Raw genomic sequence first — 703 nt, 5'->3', positions numbered from 1 at the left:
AGGCCAGGCCGGTCACGAGGAGCTGGAGCGCCTGCGCAGCGCGGTCAAGGACGCCCTCATCGGATGGGCGCCCGACGAGGACCACGATCCGATCGAGCTCGTGCGCGGCCAGCTCCTCGCCCTCACAGACGCGATCCTGTGGTGGCAGGACGAATATCTGACCGGCTACTACGAGCGCCGGCCATGAGCGACCGGGATCCCTACGACGGCCAGGGGGGCAGCTACCGCATCGATCCGCGCACCGGCCGCCGGGAGCTGGTCGAGCGCACGCGAGACGAGCCCGCGCCGCCACCGCCGCCCGCGCCGGACGCAAGCACCCCGAAGGAGCTGACCGATGCCGCTGCTCAGGCGTAAGAGCACCCTGCTCGCCAAGATCGAAACCACCTACGGCACGGACGCCGCCCCCACGGGGTCGGCCAACGCCATACTGGTCGCGAATCTCACCGCCACGCCGATCGAATCGGAGTACGTGGACCGTGACCTGATCCGCGGCGCCTACCTGGGCGCCTCGGAGCAGCTGCCGGCGACGATCCACGCGCAGCTCGAGTTCGACTGCGAAGTCGCGGGCTCGGGCGCCGCGGGCACCGCGCCGGCGTGGGGGCCGCTGCTGCGCGCCTGCGGCTTCGCGGAGACCGTGACACCCGGGGTGAAGGTGGAATATAAGCCGGTCTCGAGCGGCTTCGAGTCGGCGACCCTGTACTTC

The 703-nt window shown here is 71.0% G+C and carries 2 protein-coding genes and 1 pseudogene; all 3 read left to right on the top strand.

Features of this window, described 5'->3' with window-relative positions; all coding sequences use genetic code 11:
* Nucleotides 1–187: phage tail terminator protein (locus ACTFO6_RS17415; protein WP_439935694.1), on the top strand; the 187-nt coding region annotated here is incomplete at its 5' end.
* The gene (locus tag ACTFO6_RS17410; RefSeq protein ID WP_439935693.1) at nucleotides 184–354 is read left to right on the top strand and encodes a hypothetical protein; all 171 of its coding nucleotides are present in this window, start codon (nucleotides 184–186) and stop codon (nucleotides 352–354) included. The genes ACTFO6_RS17415 and ACTFO6_RS17410, both read left to right, overlap by 4 nt.
* A pseudogene (locus ACTFO6_RS17405) lies at nucleotides 335–703 on the top strand (phage tail tube protein); the annotation flags it as partial. The gene ACTFO6_RS17410 and the pseudogene ACTFO6_RS17405, both read left to right, overlap by 20 nt.

This window comes from Pelomicrobium sp. G1 (assembly GCF_051905455.1).
Classification (GTDB): domain Bacteria; phylum Pseudomonadota; class Gammaproteobacteria; order Burkholderiales; family UBA6910; genus Pelomicrobium.
This window is presented reverse-complemented; position numbering and strand designations above follow the sequence as displayed.

Excerpts from the sequence above, each read along its gene's own strand:
- ACTFO6_RS17410 (WP_439935693.1), top strand. The coding sequence starts at position 184 with ATGAGCGACCGGGATCCCTACGACGGCCAGGGGGGCAGCTACCGCATC.